Here is a 24,722-nt window from a genome sequence, read left to right as displayed (position 1 = left end):
CCGAGATCGAACCCGGTATTCGGCTTCGTTCATGTTTTCCGTTTTGTTTACTCGTCAGCGTATCCCCTGGGGTTTTTCGACTGCCAGTTCCAGGTGTCGCGGACCATGTCCTTTATGCCGTGCGTCGCTTTCCAGCCGAGTTCGCGTCTGGCCTTGTCCGTGGAGGCGTAGTTGGCGGCCACGTCGCCCGGACGCCGGGCCACGATCTCGTAGGGGATGGGCACGTTGTTGACCCGTTCGAAGGCGCTGACCAGCTCCAGCACGCTGCATCCCTTGCCCGTGCCCAGGTTGTGGACCATGTAGCCGGGGTCCTCTTCGAGTTTGCGCAGGGCGGCCACGTGACCGCGCGCCAGGTCCACAACGTGGATGAAGTCGCGCACGCCGGTGCCGTCCGGGGTGTCGTAGTCGTCGCCGAAGACGTGGAGCTTTTCGAGCCGTCCAACGGCCACCTGGGAGATGTACGGCATGAGGTTGTTGGGGGTGTCCGACGGGTCTTCGCCGATGAGTCCCGAGGGGTGCGCCCCCACCGGGTTGAAATAGCGCAGGATGGACACGTTCCAGTCCGGCTCGGCCGCGTGGAGGTCCTTGAGGATTTCCTCGATGTACAGCTTGGTGCGGCCGTAGGGGTTGTAGGCGCAGGTCGGGGTCTCTTCGGTCAGGGGAAGCTTGTCGGAAAGGCCGTAAACCGTGGCCGAGGAGCTGAAGACGATATTCTTCGCCCTGCCTGCCGCGCCCATGACCTTGCACAGGTTGATGAGGCTGAGCAGGTTGTTTTCGTAGTACATGAGCGGCTTTTCCACGGATTCGCCCACGGCCTTGTGCCCGGCGAAGTGGATGGCCGCTTCGATGGATTCCTCCCGGAACAGGGCCTCCACCTCGTCCAGGCGGCAGAAGTCCATGCGGTGCACCGGAATGGACCGGCCCGTGATGGCCTCCACCCGCTCCATGGCCATCGGCGAACTGTTGCTGAAATTATCCGCGCAGATCACTTCATATCCGGCGGCCAGCAGTTCGATGCAAGTATGGGTGCCGATGTACCCTGCGCCTCCCGAGACCAGAACCTTCTTAATCTTCATGGGGAATCCTCGCGTTCCTTATCCGGTCCTGCGGCCGGATGCATTTGTCTTTCCGGCCCGCCTGGGCCTAAAATTCCAGCGGGTATACATTCAGCGAATAGGCGGCTTTTGTCCAGTCAAAAGGGCGTTTGGGCTGTTTCGTCACGCTTTGGACACCGCTGGCGGGAGCGGGCGGCCCCGGCTGGACAACCTCGGCGATCCGTCTTACCCCGAAGTCAGTGCCGGGGGCAGGCCGCGTGCCAAGGACCCTGCATGTCCTGCAATTGTCGATTGCGGCCCGTCACCGGCGGCCCGTTGTCCAACCATCTGTCCGGAGAAGAAATATGCCTTTGCAGAGCACGAACCCAATGACCGGCGAGGTCATCGAGACTTTTGAGGAATGGACGCCCGAACGGACGGCCGCCGTTGTGCGGTCCGTGGCCGTGGGCTACGAGACCTGGAAGAACACCGATTTTGCCCGGCGCGCAGAATGCCTGGTCAGCCTGGCGGGCGTGCTGCGGAGCAGGGCCGACGAGTTCGCCTCGGTCATGGCTGAGGAGATGGGCAAGCCCGTGAGTTTCGGTCGGGCCGAGGTCCTCAAGTGCGCGGCCGTGTGCGAGCATTACGCGGAGCGCGGCGGGGCCATGCTCGCGCCCGAGCCTGTTTCCGGCTGCGGCCGGGAAGCTTTCGTGGACTTCGCGCCCATGGGCACCGTCCTCGCGGTCATGCCTTGGAATTTTCCCTTCTGGCAGGTCCTGCGCGTGGCCGCGCCCACGCTCATGGCAGGCAACACCCTGGTGTTGAAGCACGCCTCCAACGTGCCCCGGTGCGCACTGGCCATTGAGTCCGCTTTCCGTGAATCGGCCTTTCCCGACAACGTGTTCGGCACCCTGCTCATCGGCGCGGGCCAGGTGGAGTCCGTTCTGGACTTCGATTCCATCGTCGGCGTGAGCCTCACCGGCAGCGAAGGGGCCGGGAGCAAGGTCGCGGCCGCTGCGGGCGCGCGTCTCAAGAAATGCGTCATGGAGCTGGGCGGCAGCGACCCCTTCGTGGTTTTGGCCGATGCGGACGTCCGAAAGGCCGCCGGTGTAGGCGCGTTGTCCCGTTGCGCCAACGCGGGCCAGACCTGCATCGCGGCGAAGCGGTTCATCGTGCACGACGCGGTGTACGACGAGTTCGTCGAGGCCCTTGGCGCGGAGATGGACGCGCTCAAGATGGGCGATCCCATGGCGGAGGACACCGTGATCGGCCCCATGTCCTCGTTCGGCCTGCGTGCCGACCTGCAAAGCCAGGTGGAGCGGTGCGCGGCTGCGGGCGGAAGAGTCGTGAAGGGCGGGAATCCGTCCGAGGACGGCGGGGCCTTCTACCCCCCGACTATCATTGTGGATGCGCCTTTTGACGCGCCGGTCTGCCGCGAGGAGTTGTTCGGTCCTGTGGCCCTGGTTTTCCGGGCAACGGACGAGGAGAGCGCCATAGCCATGGCCAACGACACCCCGTTCGGACTGGGCGGCTCTGTGTGGACCCGGGACGAGGCGCGGGGGCTGGAGCTGGCCCGTCGCATCGAGGCCGGGGCCGTGGTGGTCAACGGGCTGGTGCGCAGCGACCCGCTCATGCCGTTCGGCGGCATCAGGCGGTCCGGCTTCGGCCGCGAGCTTTCCTCCTTCGGCATCCGTGAATTCGTGAACATCAAGTCGATCATCCGCGATTAGTTTGGCGCGGAAACGAAATGAAAAGACCCGGCCAGTGATGACTGGCCGGGCCTTTGTGTTTGATTCGGGTGAGGCTAATCCTGTCCGGTGATGACGAATCCCTGCGGGGCCAACCCGGTGGAGGAGGAAGTGCCCGCGATGCGGGAGAGGTAGGTGTCGCCCAGGTTGCCGATGTGGTCCTTGACGGCGTCGAAGTAGTTGAAATGGGCCTGCTCCTCGTCGATGATCGTTTCGAGCAGCTTCACGCTGATGGAGTCGCCGTTTTCGCGGCAGACCAGGAGGAACTGGTTGTAGACGTCGATGGTGTCGTCTTCCTCGCCCGCGTCGTAGCGGTAGATGACGTCGATTTTCTGTCCCTTGGCCACGGGTTTGGAGAGGTGGTCCGTGGGCTCGCCGCCCAGCTCCTTGACCCGTTCGGCGAAGGCTTCGGCGTGGCGCATCTCGTCGATGGCGATGAGCTTCATCTTGGCGGCCAGCTCGCCGTAATCCATGTCGTCCAGGTTGTAGTGCTGGTTCATGTATTGGTGAATGGCCTGCAACTCCATTGAACGTGCTTTGTTCAGGACTTCGATGACTTTTTGACGCCGTTCTTCCTTGGTGGACATGTCTTTTTCTCCTTTGGTTTTTCAAGCGCGATTCGGACGGGCCTGACGGCCGGTTGCCCGCGTTGTCACATTGTTGCAAATGTTGTCACGGACGGCATACACTCATAGGCGAAAAAATAACTACCGGCACGGTTTCAGTCAAGGCGGCGCGGGCGATTCCCTGCACCCTCATGCCGAGGCCGCCGCTTGTCGCCGGTATTGGCTGGTGCTAGAAATTGCTATGTGGCCGCCGACAGGCGCGGCCGGACCCGCAAACAGTCCGGAGATGATATGGACAGGATCAAGAATATCGCGGTGGTCGCTCACGACAACTGCAAGGACGAATTGCTCGATTTCATAGACTGCAACCGCGAGGCCATCGTCAGGCACAACCTGATCGCCACGGGGACCACGGGACGGCTGGTGGAGTCGCTGCTGTCCGAGGGCGGAGCCGGCGCGGGAGAGCACAAGCGCGTCCAGCGGCTCAAGTCCGGCCCGTTGGGCGGCGACCAGCAGCTCGGAGCCATGATAAGCGACGGCAAGGTGGACATCCTCATTTTCTTTTGGGACCCCATGGAGCCGCAGCCCCACGACGTGGACGTCAAGGCGCTGCTTCGCCTCGCCGTGCTCTACAACATTCCCACCGCCAGCAACCGCTCCTCGGCCGAATTCCTGATTTCGTCGGCCTTTTTCGATCATGAGTTCAGCATCAAACCGGGCCGTTTCTTCGAGTATGCCGACAGGCATTTGAAATAGGCCTGAACGGCCGGACCGCTTCATGCAAAAAAGGAAACTACCCATTTAACTTTCTGAAGTGTAAAATCAGGCGTTGAAAGCCGCTTTGCGGCAATCGTCGGGTGATTTCGCCTCCGGCGGGCAAGGGCTCGCACCCTTACATCCCCTGTAAGCGCTTTCGGCGCGGTTTTTTTCGCTTCGTGGCGTTCTGTCGCGAAAGCGGGGAGTTTAATGATATAGGTCTCCAAAAAAAGGGCTCCCGAGATAATCTCGGGAGCCCTTTCGTTTCTTGGGTGCGCGGAGCGATTAGAGGAAGAGATACACCGCCGTCAGTCCGGCAATGGACATGGTGATGGTGTAGGGCAGGGCCAGCAGGACCATCCGTCCGTAAGAGAGGCGGATAACCGGGGCCAGTGCGCTGGTCAGCAGGAACAGGAACGCGGCCTGGCCGTTCGGGGTGGCCACGGACGGGATGTTGGTTCCGGTGTTGATGGCGACGGCCAGCTTGTCGAAGTGCTCCATGGTCGAGCGGACGAGTTCCGCGGTGCCCTGCGGCAGCGTGGCGATGACGTCGGCCCGCGCCACGTGGGGATCCGTCAGCTTGGCCATGAGGGCTTGGCCGGTCATGCCGATGTTCGGGATGGCGTCCAGGACGTGGATGAAGTGCAGCTTGGTTTCGGAGATGTACACCGTGGCGACGAAGACGTTGTCCGAGATGGAGGAGAGCAGGCCGTTGGCGATGAAGTAGGCCACCAACTGGTTTTGTCCCTTCATGCTCAGCACGTATCCGATGATCGGCGCGAAGAGTCCCTGGCTGTGGATGACCGCGACCACGGAGAAGAAGACCACCAGCAGAGCGGTGAACGGCAGGGCCTCCTCGAAGGCGTGGCCGAGCTGATGCTCCTCGGTGATGCCGGTGAAGGCGGTCAGGAGGATGATGACCGACAGGCCGATGAGGCCGACCGCAGCGAGGTGGAAGGCCAGGGCGCAGATGAGCCACAGGCCGGTGAGGGCCTGGAGGACCAGCTTGACCTTGCCCTTGTCGCCCTGTTTCTGCTCCATTTGGATGGCGGTCTCCAGCAGGAAGGAGCGGATGTTGCCGGGCAGTTGGTACCCGTAGCCGAAGAGGTGGAACTGCTCAACGGCGAGGCAGGTCAGCAGGCCCACAAACAGGACCGGGATGGTCACGGGCATGGCGTGCAGGAAGAACGGGATGAAGTGCCAGCCCATTTCCGCGCCGACCAGCAGGTTCTGCGGCTCGCCGACCAGGGTGCACACGCCGCCAAGGGCGGTGCCCACCGCGCCGTGCATCATCAGGTTGCGCAGGAAGCCCCTGAACTGGAGCAGCTCCTCGCGGTTGGTGTCCTTGATGCTGTCGTCGGAGATCAGGTCATGGGAGGGAGCGTTGTCCTGGCCGGACACGAACCTGTGATAGACGTTGTAGAACCCGTAGGCCACGGCCATGATGACGGCGGTGACGGTCAGGGCGTCCAGGAAGGCGGACAGGAATGCGCCCGCCAGGCAGAACAGGAGTGCGATGGCCTTCTTGGAGCGCACCCGCACCAGAATGCGGGTGAAGGTGAACTGCAAGAAGTCCTTCATGAAGTAGATGCCGGCGACCATGAAGATCAGCAGAAGGATGACTTCGAAGTTCTTCAGGGCTTCGTGGTATACCGTTTCAGGCGTGGTCAGGCCCATTATCACTGCTTCCAGGGCGAGCAGGCCGCCTGCCGGGAGCGGGTAGCATTTCAGGGCCATGGCCAGGGTGAAGATGAATTCGGCGATGAGTGCCCAGCCTGCGACGAACGGGCCGACTGTCAGCATGAGCACGGGGTTGAGTACGAGGAATCCGATGATGGTAAGTTTGTACCATCCAGGGGCGTTTCCGAGGAAGGTTTCGACAAAGGTTTTTGACAACGGTGTCTTCATGCGATTCTCTCCTTCAATACGGCGAAAACGCCCCTGATGGCCATTTTTACGGATGGAAATCCGTTTGGGCCGAGGCGTAGCGTCGATGAAAAAAATCTTTTGTGGCTAGGGGGTTGTGTGAGTAATTCCTCATTTGACCGGAAAAAGGCGCCGGTAACGATTACCGGCGCCCCGTCGGCGATTAATAGAATAGCATTAAGCCGGATACCATGACAACCATGTAGAGCAAGGTCATTCCGGCCCCGCTCTTGACGTAGTCGATGGTGCGGTATCCGCCCGGGCGCATGATGAGCGCGTTGACCTGGTGGGTCGGCAGGATGAAGGTGTTGGACGCGGCCACGGCCACGGTCAATGCCGCCACCCTCGGGTCCACGCCCGCGTTGAGGGCCATGTTCATGGACAGCGGGACGAGGAGCACGGTCGCGCCCACATTGGAGGCCACCAGGGTGAAGAAGGATGTCAGGACGCCGATGACCGTGAGCAGGACCAGAGCGGTCGGCGTGCCGAGGGCCGCCATGATGGTGTCCGCGATGAATTTGGCCGCGCCCGTGTTTTCGAAGGCCATGCCCAGCGGAATGAGTCCGCCGAGCAGGAAGACGGTCATCCAGTCCACGGATTGATACGCCTCGTCGATGGTCAGGACCTTGGTCAGGACCATGCCCAGCGCGCCGGTCAGGAGCGCGATGGAGAGTTGGACGTGGAAGCCGAGGATCATGGCCAGGGCCACGGCCAGCCAGAGCACGGCCAGCCACGCCTTGTCCGTGCGCAGCAGTTCTCCCTTCACGGTTTCGGTAAAGACCAGGTCGGGCAGCCCCTTGAGCAGGTGGAACATCTCCCATCGGCCGTGCAGGAGTAGGGCGTCACCAGATTCGATGATGATTTCGGACAGGCCGCTGACGAAGATCTTGTCGCCCCGGAAGATGGCCAGGGGCGAGACCTGGAACCGTTCGCGGATGCGCAGCTCGGCGAGGGTGTTGCCCATGAACTCGGAGCGGGGTGTGACGATGCCCTCCATGATGCCCGCATTGTTGGGGGAGAGTTCCTCGGCGAAGGTGGTCAGTTCCGGGCGCAGTTCCCAGCCGAGGTCTCGGGCCATGATCTCCACGAATTCGCTTGGCCCCACGACCACGATTTCGTCGCCGGGCCGGATGGTCTCGTCGGGCGAAGGCGCGAAGATGTGCTGTTTGCCGTTTCCCCGGCAGATGGCCACCAGCGTGCAAAAGTAGATGGGCCGGATGTCGAGGGACTTGAGCGGGGCGTCGTTTGTCCAGTCGGCGGGCACGGCCAGTTCGTACAGGGAGCCGATGTTGTTATAGGTGCCCGTGAGGACGGAGGACATGGGACCGGAGCTTTCTTCGGACGAGCGGGCTGGCAGGATGAAGCGGCCGAACAGGATGAAGTAGAGCAGGGCCGCGGCCACCAGGAGCAATCCGAGCGGGGTGACGCCGAACAGGTGGAACGCTTCGTATTTGTGACCGCCCACGATCATCAGGTCGTTGAGCAGGATGAGCGGGCTGGAGCCAACCAGGGTCAGGCAGCCGCCGATGATGGCGCAGAACCCCATGGGCATGAGCAGCCGTCCCACCGGGACGCCGGTTTGGTTGCCGATGCGCTTGGCGGCGGGCAGGAAGAGGGCCGCCGCCCCGATGTTCTGCATGAAGCCGGAGATGACGGCCACGGTTCCGGCGATCAGGGTCATGATGCGCGATTCGCTTTTGCCCGCGAAGCGCAGGATGACCCGGGCCATGGTGTTCATCACGCCGGTCTTGTCGAGCCCGGCGCCGATGATGATGACCGCGATGATGGACACCACGGCGTTGCTGCTCAGGCCGCTGATGGCCTGTTGCGGGGTGACCAGTCCGAGCAGCGGCAACAGCACCATCATGATGATGCCGACCACGTCGACTCGGACCCATTCGAATATGAAAAGCAGTATGGCAAGCAGCAGTACGGCCAAAACCGTAATGATCTCTGGGGTCATGTGCGTCCTTGGGGGTAGTAGCTGGACGGTTGCCGTCCCGGACGGGCCTATTTCGTCCGCAGCACGGCCCTGGTGTAGACTGGGATGCGGCTTCTGTTCTTGCAGACGGCTGCGGAGTCGTCCATCACGTAACGGAAGCCGGGGTCCTGTTCATGCATGTGGGCGACGACGGCGCTCTCGTCTCCCTGGCGGACTTCATGGCGGAAGCAGAGGCCCGCGTCGGAAGCCTTATGGCTGAAATACTCGATGTCGCGTTCGGCCTGACTGCGGAATCCCTCGAAGTCCCAGCCGGACTCGTCGATGTTCACGGCGACCAGGGAGCTGTGGGTCTTGCGCGCCATGTTCACGGCATAGTCGGCGATGCTGTGCGAGAATTTCCGATCCTTGCAGACCACGAGAATCTTGTATTGCGTTTTTTCCCCGCAGGCGGTTGGGGCGGTTGGGGCGGTGGCCGTGGTCGTGACGGTCCTGGTTGCTTCGTGAGCGCGGCGGCTTTTTCTGAGGCCTTTCAGGAACGTCACCAGCGGAGAGCCCGCCGATTCCTCCTGAAGATGAAGCTCATGGCAGACGACCCACGTACCCACGCTGCACGTGTTGCAGTTTGCCGCCGCCTGGGCCGCATAATGCTTGTCCACCATCTGTTTGACCGCACTGAAGAGAGACATTTATCGTTCCTTGCTGATTTTTGGGTTGAGAATTGTTTGTGCGTACCTACCTGGACAGGCAATATCAAAAGATATGCCAAGGGATTTTTGTCGGTTAATACGCTGAAAAATAAGGATTAAAAATATGATGCCGCTTGCTCGCCTTTTTCTGGTGATGCAAAAAGCAACAGTTGTCTCTTGAATTGGCTTTCGGATGGAGCAAAATGGCGCGGTACAGCCGTTTTCATGGTGGTGATGCAGTTTGCAACGGTATCTGTGCCCAGGTCGCCGGTTTGGGGCGAAGTCAGGGGGAAATGCTGGGCGACGAGCCCGTTGTTCCGCCTTTTTATGCGGGTGTATTACGGGGCGGACGTGGCGGACAGCCGCATGGAGGGCCTGGCCGGATGGGGGCAGAGATTCTTTCCGGGCTTGTCTTCGAGATTTGAGGGTGCGTTGCAAATTGCAACCTTAACAAGTCGGATTCACCATGTTAGGTAAATATTATAAGACCATAAGGCGTCGACGCCTGAGCGGGCACCGTCTTTCCTTTCAACTCCTCAGCAGGAGGCAACGGTCATGGGCTGGTTCGGCAAACGAAGGTCTTCCACTCCCGCAGAGGAGACGCCCGTTAGGGTGGAACCCCTTGAGGCGCGTTCCGCGTCGCCAGCGGAGCATAAGCCCCTGCGCGAGCAGGTGGAGGGCGCAGGGCTTCCACCCGAGATTCTGGATGCCGCCACGGCCGAGTGCGACCGTATGGACGGTCTGGACCCGGCTTCGCCCGAATACTCCATCAGCCTGAATTTTCTTGAAGTCATTCTGTCGCTCCCGTGGAACACGGCGACCAGCGACAACCTGGACATCGTCCGGGCGGAAGAAATCCTCAATGCCCGCCATTACGGATTGCATCGCGTCAAGGACCGCGTCCTGGAATTCCTCGCGGTCAAGAGCCTGTGCGCCCGACGCAATCCGCGCATTCTGCTCGTGGACGACGAGGTCATCGCCCGCGAAAACCTGACCATAGTGTTCAAGGCGGACGGCTACGAGGTCGAGGCCGTGGGCAACGGGCTTGAGGCCGTGGCCGCCATGGAGCGCGAACCGGCCAACATCGTGGTCTCGGACCTCAAGATGGACGGCATGGACGGCATGGAACTGCTCCAGGTCCTGCGCAAGCGGTGGCCGGACACCAAGGTCGTCATGATTACGGGCTACGCCACGGTGAAGACCGCGGTGGACGCCATGCGCCAGGGCGCGGACCAGTATCTCGGCAAGCCGGTCAATCTGACCACGCTGCGCCGGTACGTGGCCGAACTGTGGGAGCAGAGCCTTCGGGCCAGGCATCTGCGCGGCTTCGTGCTCTGCTTTACGGGGCCTCCGGGCATGGGCAAGACCTCCATCGGCAAGGCCGTGGCCGAGGCCCTGGGCCGCAAGTTCATTCATCTTTCCCTGGCCGGACTGCGCGACGAGGCCGAGTTGCGCGGACACCGGCGGACCTATGTGGGAGCCATGCCGGGCCGGATCATTCAGGGGCTGCGCAAGGCGGGCACCCGCAATCCGGTGATCCTGCTCGATGAGGTGGACAAGGCGGTTCGGGATTTTCAGGGCGATGCCGTTTCCGTCCTGCTCGAAATGCTCGACGCAGAGCAGAACACGGCCTTTGTGGACCATTACCTTGGTCTGCCTTTCGATCTTTCCAATGTCCTTTTCATTTGCACGGCCAACGGTGTGGACCGGCTTCCGGCTCCGTTGCGCGACCGGCTGGAGATCATCGAGTTCCCCAGCTACACGCCGGGCGAGAAGTTGCAGATCGCAACCCGTCATCTCATTCCCGAACTCCTGAATCAGCACGGCCTGGATGACAGGCTGGTGACCGTTCCCGCCGCGACAGCGGCCCGGCTGATTTCCGGCTACGCCCGCGAATCCGGCCTGCGCGGTTTGCGCCAGCAGATCGCCTCCCTCTGCCGTAAGCTGGCCAAGCGCGTTCTGATCGAGGGCGAGGACGCGGTCACGGTGGATGAAGCCATGCTTCAGGATCTTCTTGGCGCGCCGACTCACTCCTTCGCGTCGGCCAGAACCACGCCCCGCGTGGGACTGGCCGCCAGCCTGGCCTGGACCGAGGACGGCGGCGAGATAATCTTCGTGGAGGCGGCCCGTATGCGGGGCAGCAAGCAGCTCATTCTGACCGGCTCACTGGGCGAGGTCCTGCGCGAGTCGGCCAGGACCGCGTTGAGTTTTTGCCGCAGCCGTGCCGAGACCTTCGGCATCGACCCGGAGTTTTATGCGGCCTCGGACATTCACGTGCACATCCCGGCGGGCGCGATTTCCAAGGAAGGCCCGTCGGCGGGCGTGGCCATCACCCTCGCGCTCATTTCCCTGCTCACCGGGCGGGCCGTGCGCCGGGACGTGGCCTCGACCGGCGAGCTGTCGCTGCTGGGCGAGGTCCTGCCCGTGGGCGGCATCCGCGAAAAGCTCATGGCCGCGCGCGGCGCGGGCATGTCCGTGGTCATCCTGCCGCAGGGGTGCGAGGCCAGGGTGGGATCGGTCGAGGAAGAGGTGGTCGAGGGGCTGGATATCCGGTTCGTGACGACCATGGAGGAGGCCGCGGCCATCGCCCTGTGCGAAGCGGCTATTCCAGCCGGAAACGCTTGATCTTGCGCCACAGCGAAACGCGGTCGATGCCCAGGACGCGCGCGGCCTGCGTCTTGTTTCCGGCCGACGCGGCCAACGCTTTTTTGATGCAGGCCTTTTCCATGTCCTCCAGGGTGGGAAGCGGCGCCTTGACCTCGGTTTCGGCGATTTCGTCGGGCAAAAGCTCCGGGGTGAAGACCGCGCCCTGGCCGAGAGCCAGTGCCCGCTGGACGACGTTTTCCAGCTCGCGCACGTTGCCGGGGAATGGGTAGGACGTGAGGATGTCCAGGGTTTCCTGGGCGATGGCCTTGACGGTCTGCCCCGGTTGACGGTGCTTTTCCAGGAAATGGCCGACCAGGAGCGGGATGTCCTCGCGATGCTCCCTGAGCGGCGGGGCATACAGGGTGACCACGTTCAGCCGGTAGTAGAGGTCCTGCCGGAACTCCCCCTTTTCCACCAGTTCGTGCAGGTCGCAGTTGGTGGCCGCGATGACCCGGATGTCCACGGGAATTTCCCTGGTGCCGCCCACGCGCAGGAAGTTGCGCTCCTGGAGCACCCTGAGCAGCTTGACCTGCATGTTCAGGGGCAGCTCGCCTATCTCGTCAAAAAATACCGTTCCGCCGTCCGCTGCTTCGAGGATGCCCTTCTGGCTTCGGTTGGCCCCTGTGAACGCTCCCTTCTCGTGACCGAATAGTTCCTTGTCCATAAGCTCGGCGGTGAAGGTGCCGCAGTTGATGGCCATGAACCGTTCGTGGGAGCGGGGGGAGAGCATGTGGATGCCCCTCGCCACCAGCTCCTTGCCGGTGCCGGTCTCGCCTTGGATGAGCACGTTGCAGTTCATCTGGGCCAACTGCCGGACATCCTTCTTGAGCTGGACGAAAATGTCGCTTTGCCCCACCAGGGGCAGGTCGCGTTTGCCCTCGGCGACGATCTCCCTGAGCCGCAGGACTTCCTGGGACAGGGCATGCTGTTTCAGAGCGCGTTCCACCTGCAATCGCAGCTCGTCGAGCTTGAGGGGCTTGGCGATGTAGGAGTGGGCGCCCTTCTGCATGGCCTTGACCGCGTTGGCCACGGTGGCGTGGCCCGTGACAACGATGACTGTGGTCGGGGAGTGGTGCGCGCGGATGAGCTCCAGCAGCCGGATGCCGTCCATTCCCGGCAGCATCAGGTCGGTGACGACCAGGTCGAAATCCTTTTTGTCCATCTCTCGGAGTGCTTCCTCGGCCGAAGCCAGGGCCGTGACGTCATAGCCGCTTCCGGTCAGGACGTGGGTAAGGTTTTCCCGCGCGATGCGTTCGTCCTCGACCACCAGTATGGACGCGTCGGTCATGCAGTCTCCTCGGGTTCAAGGGGCAGGGTGATGATGAACGAAGTGCCCTTGCCCGGTGCGGAGTCCACGCGGATGGAACCTCGGTGCTCTTCAATGATGCCGTAGACGATGTAGAGGCCGAGGCCCGTGCCCTGGCCCACTTCCTTGGTGGAGAAGAACGGGTCGAAGATACGTTGCAGGGTCGTCGGGTCCATGCCCGGACCGTTATCGGAAATGGTCAGGATCTTGTGGCCCGGCTCTCGCGCGGCCCGGATGCGGATGGTTCCTTCCGCGTCGCCGATGGCCTGTACGGAGTTGATGATGAGGTTGAGCAGGGCTTCCTGGAAACGCTGTCGGTCAAGGAAAAGCGTCATGTCGTCCGGCACGTCGATGTCCACGGAGATGTGCGCCCCGATCTGGCTTGAAACCAGGCGCACGGCGCTCCAGAGCAGGTCGCTGAGATTGCACGGGCCGGGGTGGAAATCCTTGTGCCGGGAAAATTCGAGCATCCCCTTGACGATGTCGCGGGCGCGCAGGGTCTCCTGGCTGATGTTGCGCATCATCTTGTCCGCGAAGGGGTCCTTGCCCCCGGTCTCCTCGGCCAGAATCTGAACCGAGGTGGAGATGTTATTCAGGGGATTGTTGAGCTGGTGGGCAATGCCCGAGGCGAGGGTGCCGATGGAGGAGAGCTTCTGGGCCTGCACCAGTTGGGTCTGGCGTTTCTTGAGTTCCTCCACCATGGAGTTGAGGGCCACGAAGACCTGTTGAATCTCGTCGCCATGCCCATGGACCTCCAAAGGGGAGAAGTTGCCCCTGGCGATGCGCCGCGTGGCTTCCTGCACCTGGCGAAGCGGCCCGAGGATGGCCTTGGACACGAAGAGAACCAGGGTCAGGACCACAACGGCCACGGCGGCCATGGAGATGAACAGGGTCATGCGCAGCCGCTGGTTGATGTCCAGGATGTTGCCGCGTTCCAGCTCGGCTATGGCCTTGGAATGCTTCACCAGGTTTTGTCCGGTTTCGCGCAGGGCCTGTGCCTCCGGGCTGTTTTCGCCGATTCCCGGCGGGGCTGTGTCGAGTTCGACGAGCAGCTCGCCGTATCGCGCCAGATTCAGCTCCAGCTCGGCGTCGTGATGTTCGCCGTGGAGCGCGGCGATGCCGCCTGACAGCTTGTCGAGGATGGTCCCGGCGAGGTTGAGATTCTTGCGGCCCACAGAAAAGAGGTCGTTGTCCCGGTAGAGAAAGAAGTTTTTCTCCTCGCGCCGGATTTCCAGGATGAGATTGCGCAGGTCGTCGGCCCGCTCCACCAGAAGGACCGCCTCTTGGAGCCTGTCCAAGGTGGACAGGGAAAGCAGGGCGATGGTCCCGAATGCCAGAGTGAAGATGGCGATGCCGAGTATGATGGTTTGTCTGAGGTTGGGTCTGACCATGCCAGGTCCCTTCATCCGCATGGTGTGCATGGGATAAGGAATATGCTTCGTGCCGCGAAAAGGCAAGCGGGGCGCGGCCCCGGACGGACAGGCGCACGGCGGGCGATGTGGAAAGGCAGTACTCAGGGTCAGTAGTTGACAGTGCAACTAATTGGCGCGTAGTCCCTAAGTTGCGGTACTGACCGGTCAGTTCTGCTGCGGTTTCCCGGCGGTGCCGCAGGGACCGGACTTTTCCCGGCACCCCGCAAGACAACGGAAGGTCTTCCCATGAAAAAAGACAGCGATAAGGAACAGCGCATTCTGGATACGGCGGCCGAGCTGTTTTCCAGGCAGCCCTTTCACAAGGTGCTCCTGAGCGACGTCGCGCGCGTGGCTGCGGTGGGCAAGGGGACTCTGTATCTGTATTTCAAGAGCAAGGACGACCTATATTTCGCGGTCCTTTTCAAAGAGTTCTCCACGTTGGTCGAGACCATGAAGCGGTTTCTGGACGGGAGCGACCTCCCGCCCGACAGAGCGCTCGCCGGGGTGATCCGCATCCTGGCCGAGCACTGTTTCGCCCGTTCCCTGCACTTGGAACTCATGGGGCCCGTGATTACCTGCCCGGTGACCGAGCAGTGGAAGCGCAAACGGGCCGAGCTGTGGACGCTGCTGGAGGATGTCGTCCGGTGCGGCGTCGAGAGTGGGCAGTTTCGCGACGAGGGCCCCGCCATGACGGCCCGGTATGTTTCCGGACTGGTCCGGGCGGTCTGCCTGTTCGCTCCTACGGGCGCGGACCCGGAGGAAGTGTGTCTTCACGCCGAGCAGTTCGTCCTGCGCGGCCTCGGCGTGAAGGAATGAATAAGCGGCGGATGTCGCCCGGTCGCCCGGGATACCGCAAGAATGCAATACGCCATGAATTTTGAGGGAAATCCATGAGTCACGAAAATAGTAACGGCAAGGCCCCTGCCGGGCCGAGGAAATTGATCTGTCGGTTTCGGGGAGCTGCTTCCCGAAAGGTTCTGTTTATTCTGGTCCCTGCGGTTGTGGCGTTGGGGATGGTCTTGGGCTATCCCATGTATTTGCGGATCATGTCGCACGAGTCCACGGATGACGCTTTTGTGGAGGCCCATGTCGTTTCCATGAGTCCGCGCGTGGCCGGGCATGTGGCGCGGGTGCCGGTGCACGACAATCAGTGGGTGGAGAAGGGGGACCTGTTGGTCGAGGTGGATCCGCGCACCTTCAGGGTTGCCCTGGACATCGCCCTGGCGCGGAAGCAAGCCGCAGACGCGGCCAAGGAGGAGGCCGAGGCCGAGGTCGCGGCCGCCCGCTCCCTGATGGACCAGCGCAACGCGGCCCTGTCCTCGGACAGGGCGTCTCTGGCCCAGGCTCGGGCCGGTGTGGAGGAATACGCCGCGGGCAACACCCGCGACGAGAGCGATTTCAAGCGCATGGGCGAAATGGTCGAGGCGGGCGCGATCAGCCGCCAGGAATACGACCACGCCCGCGCCCAGGCCGCCGTGTCACGGGCCAAGCTTCTGTCCGCCGAAAAGAATATCGATACCCGGTCGGCCCGGATTCGTCAGGCCGAGGCTGCGGCCCAGGCCGCCGAGGACGGGCTTCGCCAGGCGTTGGCTGTGGTCGAGAAACACACGGCCGACGCCCGGGAAGCCGAGGCCGAGGTCTGTCAGGCCCGGCTGAATCTCTCCTATACCCGGATCACCGCCCCGTGCGCCGGTCACGTCACCAAGAAGGCGGTGGAGCCGGGAGCTTACGTGCAGGTGGGCCAAAAGCTTTTGTCGCTGGTCGGGCGGGACGTCTGGGTGGTGGCCAATTTCAAGGAAACCCAGATTGCGTCGATGCGTCCCGGCCAGGCCGTGGACATCGAGGTGGACGCCTATCCCGGTGTGGCCTTCGAGGGACATGTGGAATCCATCCAGCGGGGTACGGGGTCGCGTTTCACCCTGCTGCCGCCCGAGAACGCCAGCGGCAACTTCATCAAGGTGGTCCAGCGGGTGCCGGTGAAGATCGTCCTGGACAGGCCCAACGGGGAGGCCGGACGGCTGCTCGTCCCGGGCATGTCCGTGGTTCCCAGCGTGAACGTGGCCCATTGGGACGGCGTTCACGGGTCTGACGGTGCTGAACGGGCCCGCGAAACCGCGATGCAGTAGCCATGAGCATGTTCAAGAATCCGGAGGAAATGTCTCCGGCCGAGCGGTGGACCATCGCGTTCACGGCCGTGTTCGGCGCGTTTATGGCGGTTATGGACACCAGCGTGGTCAACGTGTCCATGCCGCACATGATGGGCAGCTTCGGCTCGGATATTTCGGCTATCACCTGGGTGGCGACCAGCTATTCCATCGCCGAGATCATCATGGTCACCATGTCCGGCTGGTGGAGCGCGCTCATCGGCCGCAAAACCTACTATCTGGCCTCCTTCGCCCTGTTTACAGCGGGCTCCATCCTGTGCGGCACGGCCACGACCTTCTCCCAGATGATCGTCTACCGAATCATTCAGGGCATTGGCGGCGGGGCGCTTATCCCGGTGTCACAGGCTATCCTGCGCGAGACCTTCCCGCCGTCCCAGCAGGGCATGGCCATGGCCCTGTACGGCATGGGCGTGGTTCTGGCCCCGGCGTTGGGGCCGATCTTCGGCGGTTGGCTGACCGATGCCTGGGGCTGGCCGTGGATATTCTACATCAACGTGCCGGTCTGCGTTCTGGGCATGTTCCTGACAGCGCGTTTCATTCACGATCCGCCGTACCTGCGGCGCGGCATCCAGTCGGTCGACTGGCTCGGCATCGGGTTGCTGACGGTCTGTCTGACCGGAATGCAGGTGGTTCTGGAGCGGGGCAATGACGAGCAATGGTTCCAGTCCCCGCTGATTGTCTGGTGGACCGCCGCCACGCTGGTCACTCTGGCCTTGCTGGTCGTCTGGGAACTGCGCAGCCCGGAGCCTGTGGTCAACTTCCGGGTGCTCAAGGACCGCAATCTGGTGTTGGGCTCGGTCATGGGGCTGGTCTTCGGCATCTCGTTGTTCGGCACCACCTTCGTGCTCCCCCAATTCACCCAGAATATCCTCGGCTATCCGGCCTTCGAGTCCGGCTTGGTCCTGGCCCCGCGCGCCGTGTGTCTGCTTTTGTGCATGCCTTTGGCCGGGTGGGCCTTCCAGCGGGTCGGGGCCAAGCCTCTGGTGATGGGAGGGCTCGCCGTGATCGTATTTTCCTATTACGAGTTGATGCAGCTCAGCACCACGGCCGGGTTTCTGGATATCATTCCGCCTTTGGTCGTCATGGGCATTGGTATGCCGTTCATGTTCGTGCCGCTTTCCACCGTGTCCCTGATTTCCGTTGACCGGAGCATGATGACGGATGCGTCGAGCATCTACACTTTGACCCGCCGGGTGGGCGGCAATATCGGCTACAGCCTGGCCGCCGTGCTCCTGGACCGGGGCGTGGCCGTCCACCGCGTTCATCTGGCCGATCACATTAGCGAGTTGAGCCGCACCACCCAGGATTATCTGGCCCAGTCGGTCCATGCCCTGGTTGCCAAGGGCGTCGGGGCGGTCCAGGCCACGCAACTGGCCCTCGCATTGCTTGAAAAGCAGGTCCTGCGCCAGGCCACCATGCTGGCCTACAACGACATCTCGTTCGTCTTCGGCTGCCTATTCTTCGTGCTGGTGCCCATGGTCTTTTTCCTGCCCGGCCGGACGGCCATTCGGACGCTCACGGGCGGCGGACGGTAGACGGCTTTTCGCGCGTCTCAGCCCTTGCATGAGCCGGGCGCTTTCGATAGGTAACCCCTCATGACACCGGCAATCAACGCGGCCAAGAAGGCCAAGATACAGTACACGGTCCACGAATACGAACACGACCCGGCCGCGCCGTCTTTCGGCGAGGAGGCCGCGGAAAAATTGGGCGTGGCCTCCGAGCGGGTTTTCAAGACCCTGGTGGTGGACGCCGGCGGGCGGCTCGCCGTGGCCGTGGTCCCGGTTCTGCTTAAGCTTGATCTCAAGGCCGCCGCCAAGGCCCTGCACGCCAAGAAGGCGGCCATGGCCGAGGTCAAGGTGGTGGAGCGGACCACGGGCTATGTGGTCGGCGGCGTCAGTCCGCTCGGCCAGAAGAAGCGCCTGGCCACGGTCATCGACGCCTCGGCCGAGGCGTGTGAAACCATCTTCGTCAGCGGCGGTAGAAGGGGCCTCGACATCGAGCTTTCCCCCGCAGACCTGGCCGGTCTTACCGGCGGGGCCTTCGCTCCCATCGCCCGCTAGGCCCATGTCGGGCCGGCCCGGTTCTCCGGGCAAAAAGCGGTTGTCTTCCCGGGCCTCCTTTTCTATTGTGTCCGCCCGGACATGATATGGTGTTCCGGCAAACCTGGAACCAGAGACGCCATGAGCACATCCAGCACGTTATTTCCCGAAGAATCGGACATCCCCGAACCGTTTCGCTTCGACGTCCCACTGGAGACGGCCCCATACCTTCTCGACGGTCGGATCATGCAATGGGACGGCGAGATGGAGCGCGTCGATTCCGTCATCGAAACCGCCGTCGACGGAGTGTACACCCCCAAACATCTGGGTTCCTGCCCCGTGATGGACGAGGCGGCCGGAGCCGCCGCCGTGGCCTCGACCCTGGCTGCATGGGACAACGGCATGGGGCTGTGGCCGACCATGGGCGTGGCCGATCGCATAGGGCACGTGGAGGAGCTTACCCGCCGCATGATCGAGGCGCGCGACGAGATCGCCCGCCTCATGCTCTGGGAGATCGGCAAGCCGTACAGGGAATGCCTCGTGGAGTTCGACCGGACCGTGGAGTACATCCACGACACCATCGACGCGCTCAGAGAGCTGGACCGGGCCTCGTCGCGATTCGTCGAGGAGTCCGGTATTTACGCTCAGATTCGCCGCGCGCCGCTCGGGCCGACCCTGTGCATGGGGCCGTACAACTATCCCCTGAACGAGACCTTCGCCACGCTTATTCCGGCCCTGCTCATGGGTAATCCGGCGATCATCAAGGCTCCGCGCCGCGGCAGGCTCTTTTTCATTCCGCTCTTGAAGGCATTTCGCGATTGTTTTCCCGCAGGCGTAATCAATCTGGTCTTCGGCGGCCGCCATCTCGTCAGGCCGATTCTTGAATCCGGGGCGATAAACGTTCTGGCATTCATCGGTTCGAGCAAGGCGGCCAAAGCCTTGCGCATGATCCATCCCAGTCCCAACCGGCTGCGCTGCATTCTCGGCCTGGGAGCCAAGAACGCCGCCGTGGTCATGGAGTCGGCGGACATGGATCTGGCCGTGTCCGAGGCCGTGTCCGGAAGTCTCGCCTTCAGCGGCCAGCGGTGCACGGCTCTCAAGATTCTCTTTGTTCACGAGAACGTGGTCGACGAGTTCATCCGGCGGTTCAACAAAGGGGTCGCGAAGATGCCTGTGGGGATGCCGTGGGAGGAGGGCGTTCGCATCACGCCGCTGCCCGAACCGGGCAAGATCGAGTATCTGTCCGAACTGGTCGGGGACGCCGTGGCTCACGGCGCAAAGGTCGTCAACCCCGGCGGCGGAGAGGCGGACCGCTCCCTGTTCCACCCGACCGTGCTGTATCCCGTGAACAGCGATATGCGCGTCTATCACGAGGAGCAGTTCGGCCCGGTTGTGCCCATCGTGCCGTTTCGCGACGTGGAAACCCCGGTCCGCTACATCGTCGAGTCCAGCTACGGCCAACAGATGTCCATTTTCAGCGACGATGCGGCCGAGGTTGCCTCGTTGGTGGACCCCATGGTCAACCAGGTCTGCCGGGTGAACGTCAATAGCCTGTGCCAGCGCGGACCGGACATATTTCCCTTCTCCGGGCGCAAGGACTCGGCCGAGGGCACCCTGTCCGTGGATGACGCCTTGAACAGCTTTTCCATCCGCACCCTGGTGGCGGCCAAGGATACCCCGCGCAACAAGTCCCTGCTTTCGGATATCGCCAGCAATCACAAGTCCAATTTCCTGAGCGCGGATTTATCCGCGTAGCTGGAGCGGTTTCGACACCCTCGAAAAGGGGAGAGGCTTGGAAGGGGTTCCCTCCAAGCCTCTCTTTTTTGCGTTTTCCGTCGGACCATCCGGCCCGGTACGGCTAGATCATGCTGTCGTTGCCGGAGTCGATGATGGTCTGGATGAGCGCGTTCAGGTCGTCGCTCGTCGTGATGTCCACCACTTCGTTCACCGCGTCATGCACCGGGGAGACCCCGACCAGGTTGACCGTGATGTACTCGTTTCCGTCGACGTCAGAGAATATCAGGCTGACATCTTCGGTGTTCGAGAGGATATCGACGGTCGTGCCTTCCATGTTGCCGAGCATCAGGCGGTCGTTGTCGCTGAAGTCCGTGATGTTCACCACGGCGTGGTCGTCGCCCAGATAGAGCGGGTCGATGACGATGGCGTCGTTGCCGGACCCGGAGGTAACGGTGTCGCCGTCCGCCGGGAAGAGCACGTCGTTGCCGTGCGTCCCGCCTAGAAAGCCGGGCAGGATGCCGCCCCCGCCCATGACTACGGTGGTGTTCACGTTCAGGGAGACCTCGATGTAGGCGGTATTGGTGCCGCCATGGACGTCGGACACGGTGTACTGGAAGATGTCGATCGCGCTGTGGTCAAGGTTCTGCCAGCCGCCATCGCCATCCACTTCTTCGTGCGGGGCGTACGACCATTGGCCGGTCTCGTAGATCTTCAGCGAGCCGAACTCGCCGTCGATGAGGTGGTAGTTGCCGTTCAGATCTGAGCCCGTGCTCGACGAGTTGTCCGGCATGTTGCTGGAGTCGATGGCGGATACGGAGAGCTCCATGAGGTGCATATCGCCGCCTGCCGCCGCGTCGTCGAAGTCCACATTGTCCACGTCGTGGTCGTTGGCGAGCACGTTGCCTTCCGCGGTGCCGGTGATGGTGTTCTCGCCGCCGGTCACGGTGGTCAGGCTCTCCATGCCGAACGAACCGTTCGGGATAAAGACAATGGTGTCGAAATCGAAGCCGGGGGTGATGTACACCGCGTTGCCCACGTTGGTGAACAGTACCGGCTCGCCGCCGCCCAAGGGGTAGACCCAGGCGTTGACCTGGTTGTTGCCCTGGGCGATGAACTCGATGCTGAACGACTCCTTGGGCTCGTCGAACTCGAAGGTGATCTGCTCGGTGCCGTCCTGATCGTCGACCCTGCGGTCGTCGCTCGTGCCGTTGGTGTAGATGCCCAGGTGCTGGTTGTTGCCCCAGGTGTTGAACTGGACGTCGTCGATCGGGTTGCCCTCGGTATCGAATGCCTCCGCGGTCATGATGTAGCCGGGGCCGTAATAGACCGATCCGGATACGCCGCTCCAGTCGTCGATGACGGTTTCCACGGTATTCGTGATGAATATTTCGTGCGAGCCGTCATGGATGGCCACGGGCGAGTCGTTGGCCCCTGAGATGGTGATGGTCAGGGTTGCCGAGTCGGTCAGCGCGCCGCCGGGCTGGTTGTCGGAGACCACGTAGGTGAACACGTCGGTCACGTCCGGGTCGCCGCTGTTCATCGGGTCGGTCGCGCTCTTGTCCTCCACGTAGTGGTAGGAGCCGTCATCGTTCAGGTACAGGGTGCCGTACTCGCCCTCGATGACGTGGTCCGCCTCGTACAGGTCGCTGGCCCGATCGGGCGGGGTGCCTTCGCCGGAATAGGCGACCGAGGCCACGGTCAGCTCGGGCGCGCCCGCGTCGCCGTGGTCCGCGTTGTCCACGTCCGTGTCGTTGGCCAGCACGTTGCCGGTCACGTCTGCCGGGGCCGCATCGTCAACGGCCTCGGTAAAGGCGTTGTGGTCCACGATGGCCACGGGCGAGTCGTTGGCCCCTGAGATGGTGATGGTCAGGGTTGCCGAGCCGGTCAGCGCGCCGCCGGGCTGGTTGTCGGAGACCACGTAGGTGAACACGTCGGTCACGTCCGGATCGCCGCTGTTCATCGGGTCGGTCGCGCTCTTGTCCTCCACGTAGTGGTAGGAGCCGTCATTGTTCAGGTACAGGGTTCCGTACTCGCCCTCGATGACGTGGTCCGCCTCGTACAGGTCGCTGGCCCGATCGGGCGGGGTGCCTTCGCCGGAATAGGCGACCGAGGCCACGGTCAGCTCGGGCGCGCCCGCGTCGCCGTGGTCAGCGTTGTCCACGTCCGTGTCGTTGTCCAGCACGTTGCCGGTCAAATCGGCCGGAAGCGCATCGTCAACGGCCTCGGTGAACGTGTTGTGGTCCACGGTGGCCACGGGCGAGTCGTTGGCCCCTGAGATGGTGATGGTCAGGGTTGCCGAGCCGGTCAGCGCGCCGCCGGGCTGGTTGTCGGAGACCACGTAGGTGAACACGTCGGTCACGTCCGGGTCGCCGCTGTTCATCGGGTCGGTCGCGCTCTTGTCCTCCACGTAGTGGTAGGAGCCGTCGTTGTTCAGGTACAGGGTTCCGTACTCGCCCTCGATGACGTGGTCCGCCTCGTACAGGTCGCTGGTCCGATCGGGCGGGGTGCCTTCGCCGGAATAGGCGATCGAGGCCACGGTCAGCTCGGGCGCGCCCGCGTCGCCGTGGTCCGCGTTGTCCACGTCCGTGTCGTTGGCCAGCACGTTGCCGGTCACGTCTGCCGGGGCCGCATCGTCAACGGCCTCGGTAAAGGCGTTGTGGTCCACGATGGCCACGGGCGAGTCGTTGGCCCCTGAGATGGTGATGGTCAGGGTTGCCGAGCCGGTCAGCGCGCCGCCGGGCTGGTTGTCGGAGACCACGTAGGTGAACACGTCGGTCACGTCCGGATCGCCGCTGTTCATCGGGTCGGTCGCGCTCTTGTCCTCCACGTAGTGGTAGGAGCCGTCATTGTTCAGGTACAGGGTTCCGTACTCGCCCTCGATGACGTGGTCCGCCTCGTACAGGTCGCTGGCCCGATCGGGCGGGGTGCCTTCGCCGGAATAGGCGACCGAGGCCACGGTCAGCTCGGGCGCGCCCGCGTCGCCGTGGTCAGCGTTGTCCACGTCCGTGTCGTTGTCCAGCACGTTGCCGGTCAAATCGGCCGGAAGCGCATCGTCAACGGCCTCGGTAAAGGCGCCGGAGTCTGCTGTCGCCACCGGGCTGTCGTTTGAGCCGATCACCGGGATGTGCAGGTAGGCATATCCGTACTTTTCACCGTCCCACATGGAGTAGCCGAAGTATTCCACCGGGTTGTCGCCGATGTTAAGCGGATCGGCCTTGGTCTGGTCCAGGGTGTACTCGTAGGAGCCGTCGGCGTTGATGGTCAGGGTGCCGTAGGCTCCCTCGACCGTGAAGTTGCCGCCGCCGCTCGGAGTGTCCTCATACTGATGGGTGCCGTAGCTGTAGATGCTGGTCACGCTCAGCTCGATGAGACCGTCCGGGTCGGTCGGGATAAGGTCCGCGTAGGACGGATCGAGATCCTCGTAGCCCACGTTGTCCACATCGGAGTCGTTGTGCAGGACATTTCCGGAAACCGAGGCGATGCCCGCGACCGCGCCGCCCTGTTCGACGACGTTGTCGGAGGTGTCGTCAAAGGCGTCCGGGGCGTCGTTGGTCCCGGTGATGGTGATGGTCAGGGTGGCGGTGTTGCTCTGGTTGCCGTCGGGATCAACGGCGGTGTAGCTGAATTGCTCCTGGACTTCCTGCCCCTGTCGCAGAGGATCGGCCAGGGTCTCGTCCAATACATAATCATAAGAGCCGTCGCTGAAGACGGTCAACGTGCCGTACAGGCCGTGAACCTGGGTTCCGGCGTCGGTAACCTCGGCCGGGCCGGGATTGTTGCCGGTGAAGTCCGTGCCGGGGAAATCGATGGTGCCGACCGACAGATCGGTCTGGGCGCCATTGGTCTCCGGGTAATCTATGTCGTCATCGTCGTAGTCGTTGAGGAGCAGATTTCCGGAAGCCGTTTCGGGCCGTCCCGGCTCTTCGTTGTTTCTGTCACGGTTCGTGCCGCTTTCCACAACCTCGTTGACGTCGGAAACGGCGACCGGGGAAATCAGGCCCGCTTCCGGCAGGTCCATGTTCGGCGGATCGATGGACGGGAAGAGGTGCGAGCCATATGCGTCGCCTTGGGGGCCGAGGGCGTCCAGTCCGGCGAACAGGCTGCCGGGATCGTCGTTGTATTCGCCCGCGCCCGAACTTGAAGCGGCATCGCCTGCGGCGGTTTCCATGTCGGCTTCCGTCAAGGGCCGATCGCTTTCGAAAGCGAAAAGATACATTCCGCTTTCCACTTGCTGGCCGTCGAGCATTTCCATCATGGGTAGCGCGCCTGCCACGGCCAACGGCAGATAATCCATGAGGACCACCCTGCCGCCGCCTTCAACGGTGATTTCCAGGTTGTTGCCGTTTCCGATGAACTCGGCTTCCGCGAGGTCGAAGTCGAACCGTACCAATGAGTTCGCCGTAAGTTGATACGACGAGGTTTGGCCGGCACCGGGAAGTGAAGCATTAATCACTTGGGTCTGTACGATGCTGGTGTCGGTCATAATTTCTCCTTTAGAGGTATGAAATCCAGTTGCGTTGCCCCCTATCGTTTGGGGCCACTTACATATACGGGTTCAATACTGTTTTCGTTACATAAATATATATCGTAAATTCAATGTGTTTACTTGTGGAAAAAAATACCGTCAGCCTGATGTCCGGCTTGTTCTCCCTGGGGATTGAAAAAACACAATCTTGACCAATTAGGTGTGGAATTGTCCGTGTTTTGCACAGTGTGGTGGGGAAAATTAATTTTGGGGAAGGAGTTTTTTAATATGGGT

16 protein-coding genes are annotated in these 24,722 nt (G+C 62.4%); 8 read left to right on the top strand and 8 right to left on the bottom strand.

Features of this window, described 5'->3' with window-relative positions:
• Window positions 1-47: 47 nt before the first annotated feature.
• A complete protein-coding gene (gene galE, locus LF599_RS12990) occupies window positions 48-1,076 on the bottom strand; it encodes a UDP-glucose 4-epimerase GalE (protein ID WP_279521081.1) in 1,029 nt (342 codons plus the stop codon).
• A gap of 323 nt (window positions 1,077-1,399) precedes the next feature.
• Here galE and LF599_RS12985 point away from each other — a divergent pair, with 323 nt between their 5' ends.
• Window positions 1,400-2,764 carry an NAD-dependent succinate-semialdehyde dehydrogenase gene (locus LF599_RS12985; protein ID WP_279521080.1) on the top strand — a complete coding sequence of 455 codons (1,365 nt, stop codon included), beginning with the start codon at window positions 1,400-1,402 and terminating at the stop codon, window positions 2,762-2,764.
• 74 nt (window positions 2,765-2,838) lie between these two features.
• Here the strand turns inward: LF599_RS12985 and LF599_RS12980 are convergent, their stop codons facing one another.
• On the bottom strand, window positions 2,839-3,369 hold the full coding sequence (locus LF599_RS12980; RefSeq protein WP_269942088.1) for a ferritin-like domain-containing protein: 531 nt from the start codon (window positions 3,367-3,369) through the stop codon (window positions 2,839-2,841).
• Window positions 3,370-3,639: 270 nt separating this feature from the next.
• Between LF599_RS12980 and LF599_RS12975 the strand changes: the two genes are divergently transcribed.
• Complete coding sequence (locus LF599_RS12975; RefSeq protein WP_269942089.1) at window positions 3,640-4,104, top strand: methylglyoxal synthase; 465 nt, start codon at window positions 3,640-3,642, stop codon at window positions 4,102-4,104.
• A 285-nt stretch (window positions 4,105-4,389) separates the two neighbouring features.
• Here LF599_RS12975 and nhaB read toward each other — a convergent pair whose 3' ends face one another.
• The 3 genes from nhaB to LF599_RS12960 form a co-directional block, all read right to left on the bottom strand.
• The gene (gene nhaB, locus LF599_RS12970) at window positions 4,390-6,012 is read right to left on the bottom strand and encodes a sodium/proton antiporter NhaB (RefSeq protein ID WP_269942090.1); all 1,623 of its coding nucleotides are present in this window, start codon (window positions 6,010-6,012) and stop codon (window positions 4,390-4,392) included.
• A gap of 181 nt (window positions 6,013-6,193) precedes the next feature.
• A complete protein-coding gene (locus LF599_RS12965) occupies window positions 6,194-7,993 on the bottom strand; it encodes an SLC13 family permease (RefSeq protein WP_279521079.1) in 1,800 nt (599 codons plus the stop codon).
• 47 nt (window positions 7,994-8,040) lie between these two features.
• The gene (locus LF599_RS12960) at window positions 8,041-8,658 is read right to left on the bottom strand and encodes a universal stress protein (RefSeq protein WP_279521078.1); all 618 of its coding nucleotides are present in this window, start codon (window positions 8,656-8,658) and stop codon (window positions 8,041-8,043) included.
• A gap of 555 nt (window positions 8,659-9,213) precedes the next feature.
• On the opposite strand from LF599_RS12960, the gene LF599_RS12955 reads away from it, so the two are divergent.
• Entirely contained in the window at window positions 9,214-11,283 is a 2,070-nt protein-coding gene (locus LF599_RS12955; protein WP_279521077.1) for a S16 family serine protease, read from the top strand.
• On the opposite strand, the gene LF599_RS12950 is transcribed toward LF599_RS12955, so the two are convergent.
• Window positions 11,261-12,592, bottom strand: coding sequence for a sigma-54-dependent transcriptional regulator (locus tag LF599_RS12950; protein WP_279521076.1), 1,332 nt, complete (start codon window positions 12,590-12,592; stop codon window positions 11,261-11,263). The two genes, LF599_RS12955 and LF599_RS12950, sit on opposite strands and share 23 nt — an antisense overlap.
• Window positions 12,589-14,001, bottom strand: a complete 1,413-nt coding sequence (locus tag LF599_RS12945; protein WP_279521075.1) for a sensor histidine kinase — start codon at window positions 13,999-14,001, stop codon at window positions 12,589-12,591. Before LF599_RS12945 ends, LF599_RS12950 begins: the two co-directional genes overlap by 4 nt.
• A 267-nt stretch (window positions 14,002-14,268) precedes the next feature.
• On the opposite strand from LF599_RS12945, the gene LF599_RS12940 reads away from it, so the two are divergent.
• From LF599_RS12940 to LF599_RS12920, 5 genes are all read left to right on the top strand, one after another.
• On the top strand, window positions 14,269-14,838 hold the full coding sequence (locus tag LF599_RS12940) for a TetR/AcrR family transcriptional regulator (RefSeq protein WP_279521074.1): 570 nt from the start codon (window positions 14,269-14,271) through the stop codon (window positions 14,836-14,838).
• Window positions 14,839-14,912: 74 nt separating this feature from the next.
• Window positions 14,913-16,148 carry an HlyD family secretion protein gene (locus LF599_RS12935; protein WP_279521073.1) on the top strand — a complete coding sequence of 412 codons (1,236 nt, stop codon included), beginning with the start codon at window positions 14,913-14,915 and terminating at the stop codon, window positions 16,146-16,148.
• Between the two features lie 2 nt (window positions 16,149-16,150).
• Window positions 16,151-17,722: an MDR family MFS transporter gene (locus LF599_RS12930; protein ID WP_269942102.1), complete on the top strand. Its 1,572-nt coding sequence runs from the start codon at window positions 16,151-16,153 to the stop codon at window positions 17,720-17,722.
• Between the two features lie 60 nt (window positions 17,723-17,782).
• On the top strand, window positions 17,783-18,247 hold the full coding sequence (gene ybaK, locus LF599_RS12925; protein WP_279521072.1) for a Cys-tRNA(Pro) deacylase: 465 nt from the start codon (window positions 17,783-17,785) through the stop codon (window positions 18,245-18,247).
• 120 nt (window positions 18,248-18,367) lie between these two features.
• Window positions 18,368-19,981, top strand: a complete 1,614-nt coding sequence (locus LF599_RS12920) for an aldehyde dehydrogenase family protein (RefSeq protein WP_279521071.1) — start codon at window positions 18,368-18,370, stop codon at window positions 19,979-19,981.
• Between the two features lie 103 nt (window positions 19,982-20,084).
• On the opposite strand, the gene LF599_RS12915 is transcribed toward LF599_RS12920, so the two are convergent.
• Entirely contained in the window at window positions 20,085-24,446 is a 4,362-nt protein-coding gene (locus tag LF599_RS12915) for a VCBS domain-containing protein (RefSeq protein ID WP_279521070.1), read from the bottom strand.
• Window positions 24,447-24,722: the final 276 nt, after the last annotated feature.

The organism is Pseudodesulfovibrio thermohalotolerans (assembly GCF_021353295.2).
Lineage (GTDB): Bacteria > Desulfobacterota > Desulfovibrionia > Desulfovibrionales > Desulfovibrionaceae > Pseudodesulfovibrio > Pseudodesulfovibrio thermohalotolerans.
Note: the sequence above shows the minus strand (reverse complement) of the source record. Positions and strands in the feature narration are given on the sequence as shown.